This window comes from Nocardiopsis listeri, assembly GCF_020741345.1.
Classification (GTDB): domain Bacteria; phylum Actinomycetota; class Actinomycetes; order Streptosporangiales; family Streptosporangiaceae; genus Nocardiopsis; species Nocardiopsis listeri_A.
Genome location: NZ_DYZD01000144.1, coordinates 1 through 7,524 on the forward strand (window position 1 = coordinate 1; position 7,524 = coordinate 7,524).

Sequence of the window (7,524 nt, forward strand, 5' to 3'; positions counted from 1 at the left end):
CGGTCGGACGAGTTCGTGGGCGTGATGGACGACGTCTGGTGGAAGGCTCCGTCACCGACCTCGGGAACGACGAAGGCCGGTGCGTCGGTCCATGCGCGATGGGCCCGGCTCACCGGCCTTCCCTTCTTCCCCAGTGGGCCTCTGCCCCCGGGGATTCGGCGGAGGGTGTGGGATTTGAACCCACGAAGCCCCGTCAAGGACTTGGTGCTTTTCAAGAGCACTGCACTCGGCCGCTATGCGAACCCTCCAGGGGAGAGCCGTGGCTCTCTCCGCCAGACATGGTAGCTCACAGCGGGGACCTGGGCGCAGGGGTATCGGGCAGAGTTACTCGGGAGTAATGTGCCTGGCATGGAGAAAATGGACGCCGGTACGGCGGAGTTCGTCAAGTCCGGGTTCCTCGCGGCCGTACCCTTCGCGCGGCACCTCGGGATCGGCTTCGTCGAGGTGGAGCACGGTCGTGCCATCATGCGCCTGCCCGACGACGCGAACCACCACAACCACATCGGCGGACCCCACACGGGAGCCATGTTCACCCTGGCCGAGTCCGCGTCGGGTGCGATCATCATCGGTGACTTCGGGGACCAACTGAACCGTGCGGTGCCCTTCCCCAGCCGGGTCGAGATCGACTTCCTCCAGATCGCCCTGGGCGAGGTGATCGCGGAGGCCACACTCACTCATCCGCGCGAGCAGGTCGTCGCCGAGCTGGACGCCGGCAAGCGCCCCGAGTTCCCCATCGAGGTGGAGCTGCGCACCGAGGACGGCACCGTCACCGGCAGGATGACCGTCACCTGGACGCTCAAGCCCGACAGGGGCTGATCTCCACCAGAAACCGGTCCCGGTCCGACACCCCTTCCGCCGGTCCGACCGGGGCCCTGCTCATCCCGTCTCGGGCTCCGCCGATTGTCGGTACCGCTGGGTACGTTGACCTGGAAAGAAGGTCGGGACGAAAGAGGAGGCCGTGCGGTGAGACTACGAGTGGATCGGGACGCGTTCGCGGAGGCGGTCTCCTGGACCGCGCGGGCGCTGCCCACCAGGCCGGCGGTTCCCGTCCTCGCGGGGATGCGCATGGAGGTCTCCGAGGACGGCACCACCCTGCACCTGTCCGGTTTCGACTACGAGGTCTCGACCAGGGCATCGGTGGAGGTGCTGTCGGAGGACCCCGGAGCGGCACTGGTGCCGGGCCGTCTGCTGGCCGAGATCGTCAACAACCTGCCCTCCGGTTCGGTGCACATCGACACCGAGGGCCCGAAGGTGAACGTGCGCGGGGGCGCCGCCCGCTTCACCCTCATCACCATGCCGCTGGAGGACTACCCCACACTGCCGGGTATGCCGGGCAAGATCGGCTCGGTACCGGCCGACGCCTTCACCGCCGCGGTGCGCCAGGTGACCCCGGCGGCCGGCAAGGACGACACCCTGCCGATGCTGACCGGCGCCTACCTGGACTTCACGGGTGAGGCGCTGAAGATCGTGGCCACCGACCGCTACCGGATCGCGGTCCGCGAACTGTGGTGGCAGCCGCAGGACCCCGGGGTGAACGTGTCCGCCCTGGTCCCCGCCCGCACCCTCGCCAATACCGTGCGAGGACTGATCGGCCGCTCCAACGTGGACATCGCCCTGTCCACGCACCCCGTGGCGAAGGGCGTCGACCTGTCGCCGGGCGAGGGCATGATCGGCTTCGCCAACGGTGAGCGGCGCACCACCACCCGGCTGATCGACAGTGACTTCGTCAAGTACGCGTCCTGGTTCCCCACCGACTTCTCCGGGCGGGCAGAGGTCGCCGTGGGGCCGCTGTTGGAAGCGATCAAGAGGGTCGCTTTGGTGGCGGACCGAAACACGCCTCTGCGGCTGGCGTTCACGGAGGGTGAGGTCGTTCTGGAGGCCGGTTCGGGCGAGGACGCCCAGGCGGTGGAGGCCATTGGTGTGGGGTACGAGGGGGACCCCCTGAGGGTGGCCTTCAAGCCCGACTACCTGGTCGACGGGCTCGCCGGGGTGGGCACCACCACCGCGTACCTCAACTTCACCGAGCCGACGAAACCCGCGGTGTTCACCGATGTTGCGGCGAAGGAGGGCGAGGAGCCCTCGTTCCGCTACTTGGTCCAGCCATTGCGTAGTACTTGACCAGCGGATTCCCTGTTCTTGGGGAAACCTCCACAGGACTGTCCACAAGTTATCCACAGGCAGTCTCCCCAGCCTGTGGATAACCCGGGGTGATCGGTCGCGCAGAAGGGTCGAAGAACCCTTTGAAACGGCCTGTTCTCCGCTGTGACAAGGGAAAACGGTGTTCCTGTGGAAACCGTGCACAGCCTGTGGACAACTCCGCGTGAGTGGCTATTCGCCCTCGGCCAGAGTGGACGTTCCGCCACTGGTCACCGGGGTGTCCAAGCCCAGCTCCGCCTGGCGTCCACGGCGGTACCCGGCTCGGTAGCCGGCCGCGCTGTGGGTGCGCTCGGGACGATGTTTGCGCAACTGTGGGAACTGCTTGTGGAACTCTTCGTTCACCCGATGCACATCGTCGCGTAGGACCAGTGCCGCTCCTCGAATGGAGCCGTTTTCGTCACCGTCGGTAACGCCATCGGAGTCGGTTTCGGCCGCGGCCATTCTCTGCAATCGGGCCCGGAACTCGCGAATGCGTTCGGCCACGGCCTGCCCGTAAGCGCGGACGAAGGAACGGTAGTAGCGCTTACGCTCCGTCTCCAATGCCGACCGTGTGTAGTTGCGCAGTTCTCGAATGTCGGCGATGTGCGACGAACTCATGAACCGGGCGGAGGCCTCCATCTGCATGGAGATCGACGGCAACAACAGCCGCAGCGCGTCCAACGCGCTGGCCGTACCCACCAGGATGATGACGCGCTCGGTGTTCTCCGAGTTGTTCCCCCGGACCGCGGACTGGCACCCGTAGGCGGCGGCGATGTCGGCGAGGGCGCGTACCCGGGACTTGCCATGACCGCCCGCCCCGGAAACGGCGTAGTCCATGCGGGTGATCGTGTCCGGTTCCTCGCCCCGCTCGACGCGGGCCTCGGCCTCGGCGATCGCGTGGCGGGTCATCAGCTCGGCGGCCTTGGCGGTGAACGCCTGGCTCTCGGCATCGGTGACCGCGGGGTCCTCCGCCATGCGAAGGAGCCCGCGGACCCGCTCGACCATCTTCTGACGGGCAGCTTCAGTCATCGGCGCCGGTTGTCTCCCCTAGGTGAGTGTCTTGCTTCCGCCCCGGGCGGAAACAACGAGCCTAAGCCCTCTTGTTCCCCGCCACTGTCAGGGTGGCCCGCAAGACCGCTCACACACCTGCCCGATCCGTGCCCGTCCCGTGCGGGGTGGCCGAGGTGATCGACCACCCGTCAAAGACCGCTCAGTTCTTGTTGCCCGCGACCGCGGCGACGATACCGATGATCAGCCAAAGGACCAGGCCCACACCCAGACCGGCGAAGAGACCGCCGAACAGTCCGCTGAAGATGGCGAAGCTGCCGATGACGGACCCGATGTAGCTGATGACGGCGGTCGCGCCACCCGCGAACACGGCCGGTGCGGCCGCGTAGCGGAACGGGTAGTTGGCGGCCCAACGGCGACCCCGACGGTCGCTCTTCTGACTGATCACGCCGCCGATCCCGCCGATCAGCGCGAAGAAGAAGATGCCCGTCGTGACCGCGCCGGGGATCCCGGCCAGACCGAAGTTCATCAGGAAGGAGAGGGCGCCGGCCACGGAGCCGCCCACGACCGAGGCCCCCCACGGCCAGATCATCGTCGCCGAGGCGACGGGAGTGAATGCGTTACCGCGCTCCAGCGTCATGTTCACAGCTCCAGTCGAGTTCGCGTGGCCTCCGCGCGCCGCGGGACCCTCCAATACCAGGATGGTGGGGCGGGGCGTCCCACGCATCAGGGCTCGTCCCTGACTTACCCCGGAGGTGGGGCCCCGGCACCTGGCGTACCGGGAAAAGACGGTTCGAAGCCGCCCGGAGCAGTGCACAGGGCGCCTCTCACCAGAGAACGATCAAACGTCCACGGAAGTGCCCGAGGCGCCCGGGTTTCGCGGATGGTCGTCGTAGGCGCCCTCCAAGTCGGCCCGCAGACGTGGCCAGGCCGACCGGAACGCAGGGAGCAGGGGGAGCGACTCCGTGGAGGTCACCGGGGTCCACCGGATCTCCTCGCTCTCCGAATTGCCGGGTCGGAACGGGGCCAGGGCGGGGATCCGCAGTAGGAAGGTGTCGTAGCGCCACACCGACAGGTCGTGTTCGTGCCGGGCCAGCACCGTGTAGTCGGCGAGATCACCCGCGACCTCCTCACGGAACTCGCGCACGGCCGCCTGCAGCGGAGTCTCGTCCCGATTGCGCGCTCCTCCCGGGATGCCCCATGTTCCGCCCATGTGGGTCCACCCCGCGCGGTGCTGGAGCAGCACATGGCCGGAACCGGCCGCGTCGGTGGCGTACAACAACAGCCCGGCGGCACCGTACAGCCCCCACCTTCGGGAGCCGTCGGGCAATTCCACCCAGCCGTTTCCGTCGCCCTCCTGCATCAGGTCCTCCGATCAGCCCGGTCGCCTCCGGTGCGTGGACGGCCCATCGCACCCTGTGGACAACGGGAGTCCGCGTCGGCGAATCCCGCTAACCTCTTGAACCTATGGCCCTCTCGACGTCTTCCGCAGCCCTCCTGCCGGTCTACGCTCTTGACCTGGTGCGTCGCCACTGGGCTCCCCTGTTGTGCGTCTACACCGGCGGAATGCTGCTGCACACACTGCTCATGCGCGGGCTGGTGGGTTTCACCGACGTGAACCCCACCCTCTCCCTCGCCGGCCTCGGACTGACCCTGCTGGTCACCCTGGTGACCTTCGTTGTCATGTTCCAGCTCCTGCGCCCAGGACTTCCCATGGTGGACCGGGAGCTCCACTCCGAGGTCGTCCGGCGGGGGAAACGCACCGGCTTCGCCGAGCGGGAGCGTCGGGTCGTGGACGGGGTCGCCCTCGCGATCATGCCGTTCCTGGTCTTCTACGGGGCCTGGGGGTTGATCAAGGAGGAGTACGACGCCTACAGCATCGGCCTGCTCAACACCGGCGGCATCGAGGCCTTCGCGACCCCGACCGAACTCGGCTGGTTCGGTCTGCCATTGGTGGTGGCGGCCGTGGCCTGGCTGCTGCGGCGCGTGTGCGGGCACTTCTACGAATCGGGGCGCAACCCGCTCCTGGGCGTCCTGACGGCGCTGTTCGAGGGCATCTGGATGTTCCTGGCCCTGTTCTCCGTCGGGGTGTTCATCAGCCTCTCCCATGAGTGGATCGGCAACCGGGCCGCCTGGGTCGGGGTGGAGACCACGCTGAAGGGCGCCATCGACGGCTTCGGGCTCAAGCTGAACGTGCCCCAACTCTCCGCCGGGATCGTCGCGGCGATCACCGCCGTGTGGACCTCCCTCAAGGAGGGATTCCTCGGCCCCATGCTGTGGCTGACCATCACCGCGGTGGTCTACCGGGCCCAGGTCGACGACCACGACTCCCTCTTCGAGGAACGTCGCGGCGGTGGCCGGGTCGGAGCGGCCGTCAACCTCGCCGCGAGGCTGGGGAAGGTGTTCGGACGGCAGGCGGACTCGGACTTCCGGGACAAGTTCACGCCCCTGCTCAACGCCGGGCGCTTCGTGCTCGGCGCCGGTCCGGTGTTCTACCTGACCTTCTGCCTGTACTTCGTCTTCCTGGACATGGCGTTCAGCCAACTGAACCGGGGACTCTTCGTCCTGCTCGGTCCGGGTGACTTCCAGGGCGAGCTCTGGCCATGGTTGCAACCCATCGACTTCACCGTGGACGCCCTGCACATGCTGTTCCGCCTGTGCCTTCTGGCCGCCGCCTTCGAGATCGCGCTGCGCAAGGCGGAGGAGAACCGTGTGGGCCGGCACCAGTGGCACACGGCCCGACACGCCTCGTAGGAGGTCCGACCCCTGGCGGGCCAAGGGTCACTCCAGGGGGTCGGCCTCGAAGAGCAGGGCCTCGGGCCTGGAACGGTCGGGGTCACCCGTGGTCGTCACGGTGACCTCGTACCTGAGCTCCTCGGCCACCTCCTCGGGCACCAGGAAGGACAGCACCAGCGTCTGCTCCTTGCCCGCGGGGATCGGGGCCGCTTCGGCGTCGGAGCAGCCGCTCATGGTCACACCCTGGTCCTCGGAGAGGTCGCGCATGCCGTACTCCGTGGTGGGTTCCCAGGAACGCCCGTCCTCGTCCAGGGCACGGAAACGGCAGTAGGCGTTCAGTAGCCCTCCGGCCTCGTCGTCCTCGGGGGTGACCTTGAAACCGACGTCGACCAGTTCCACGCCCTCCGGTGGGGGCGCCTGATCCTCCACGTAGCCGACCAGGTAGCCGAGGACCTCCCACTCGCTTCCGGCCATGGTGGCGGTCGAACCCTCGACGACCCGTGGCTCAGGGCGGACGAGACCGCTTTCGCCCACCTCCCTGGCCTCCGTCAGATACGGCCACCCGACCATGACCGGGAACAGCACGACCAGGGCGGCCACGTAGGGCAGGTGCAGCCGTTTCCACAGGGGGAGGGCGCGACGTGGCCGGCCGGGGTCGGGAGAGGGGCGGGAGTGGCGCGCCGAGCGAGAGCCCGGGGCTCGTCGGGACGGAATCGGGTCCCGTGCCTCCGGGTTCCAAGGGTGGTTCCGGGGTGGCCGTCCCCAGTGCGGGCCGGGCCGTCCCGGAGGAACCTGGGCGCCGGTGGCCGGTCCGCTCAGCCCGGGATACCCGCCGGGGCCCGGAGGCACCGGAGGCATCGGAGGGGGAGGGCCGGCGGGCGGTCCCCCCGGCGCAGGTGTGCCCTGAGGCGGCCATGGGCGCCCCCCGGGCCCGCCCGGGCCGTACGACGGGTTCGGGCCCCCGTACGAGGGCGGACGGCCCGGCTGGGGGCCTTGCCTGCGGGGGTCACTCGGATGCATCGATCTCCTCCCCGGCCTGGATCTGTGGCGGCAGCAGCTCGGCGGGTTCGTCGGAGGGCGAGGTGTCCGTCAGCTTCAGGTCCACGTCGGCCTGGGCACCGAGACGACCCTCGAACCCGGGGGCGTTGGTGACGACCAGGGAGGGTGCGTCGATCTCCTCCTCGGGCACCTCGAACACGAACGCGCCGTACAGGGGCAGACCGGGCGACAGGGTGGCGCGGTCCATCGCGTCGGGGAACCAGCTCGGTTCGAAGAAGGTGGTGCCGTCCTTCATCCGCAGCTCGGCGGGGAAATTGACCATCGTGGTGTGCTCGGCGGTCATTCGGGCCCAGACCAGCACCCAGACGCCGTTGGCCTCGGTCGGCTCCGCGCTCTCGCCCAAGCCGTCGACGGCGCTCAGGGACGTGCTCAGGTCGACCCGGTCGATCTCCAGGGTGAAGTCCTCGGTGACGACGGGTCCCTCGGCGGACCCGGACGTGCTGATGGGCTCGACCATCTTGTCCTTGGCCACCACGAAGTGCTGGCACAGGGCGATTCCGGCGGCCAGGAGCAGACAGACGACGACGGTGAGGGGACGGTTCACGTTCGTTCAGCCCCCGTCCAGGGGGAGCGAGACCGCGCCCA

General features: G+C 68.5%; 8 protein-coding genes and 1 tRNA gene. 3 read left to right on the forward strand and 6 right to left on the reverse strand.

Annotated elements, in window-relative coordinates; translation table 11 throughout:
• Positions 1-159 precede the first annotated feature (159 nt).
• Positions 160-248, reverse strand: a tRNA-Ser gene (locus K8V84_RS08330).
• A 109-nt stretch (positions 249-357) separates the two neighbouring features.
• Between K8V84_RS08330 and K8V84_RS08335 the strand changes: the two genes are divergently transcribed.
• Both K8V84_RS08335 and dnaN read left to right on the forward strand, forming a co-directional pair.
• On the forward strand, positions 358-816 hold the full coding sequence (locus K8V84_RS08335) for a DUF4442 domain-containing protein (protein WP_304072612.1): 459 nt from the start codon (positions 358-360) through the stop codon (positions 814-816).
• 159 nt (positions 817-975) lie between these two features.
• The gene (gene dnaN, locus K8V84_RS08340; RefSeq protein ID WP_304072615.1) at positions 976-2,118 is read left to right on the forward strand and encodes a DNA polymerase III subunit beta; all 1,143 of its coding nucleotides are present in this window, start codon (positions 976-978) and stop codon (positions 2,116-2,118) included.
• Positions 2,119-2,328: 210 nt separating this feature from the next.
• Here the strand turns inward: dnaN and K8V84_RS08345 are convergent, their stop codons facing one another.
• The 3 genes from K8V84_RS08345 to K8V84_RS08355 all read right to left on the reverse strand — a co-directional run bounded on the left by K8V84_RS08345 (position 2,329) and on the right by K8V84_RS08355 (position 4,507).
• Entirely contained in the window at positions 2,329-3,141 is an 813-nt protein-coding gene (locus K8V84_RS08345; RefSeq protein ID WP_304072617.1) for a DUF2786 domain-containing protein, read from the reverse strand.
• Positions 3,142-3,346: 205 nt separating this feature from the next.
• On the reverse strand, positions 3,347-3,784 hold the full coding sequence (locus tag K8V84_RS08350; protein ID WP_304072599.1) for a hypothetical protein: 438 nt from the start codon (positions 3,782-3,784) through the stop codon (positions 3,347-3,349).
• A gap of 201 nt (positions 3,785-3,985) precedes the next feature.
• Positions 3,986-4,507 carry an NUDIX hydrolase gene (locus K8V84_RS08355; protein WP_304072602.1) on the reverse strand — a complete coding sequence of 174 codons (522 nt, stop codon included), beginning with the start codon at positions 4,505-4,507 and terminating at the stop codon, positions 3,986-3,988.
• A 104-nt stretch (positions 4,508-4,611) separates the two neighbouring features.
• On the opposite strand from K8V84_RS08355, the gene K8V84_RS08360 reads away from it, so the two are divergent.
• Entirely contained in the window at positions 4,612-5,898 is a 1,287-nt protein-coding gene (locus K8V84_RS08360; RefSeq protein ID WP_304072604.1) for a hypothetical protein, read from the forward strand.
• Between the two features lie 27 nt (positions 5,899-5,925).
• Here K8V84_RS08360 and K8V84_RS08365 read toward each other — a convergent pair whose 3' ends face one another.
• Together K8V84_RS08365 and K8V84_RS08370 are read right to left on the reverse strand one after the other, a co-directional pair.
• Positions 5,926-6,480, reverse strand: a complete 555-nt coding sequence (locus K8V84_RS08365) for a hypothetical protein (protein WP_304072607.1) — start codon at positions 6,478-6,480, stop codon at positions 5,926-5,928.
• Between the two features lie 406 nt (positions 6,481-6,886).
• Entirely contained in the window at positions 6,887-7,483 is a 597-nt protein-coding gene (locus K8V84_RS08370; RefSeq protein WP_304072609.1) for a hypothetical protein, read from the reverse strand.
• Positions 7,484-7,524 lie beyond the last annotated feature (41 nt).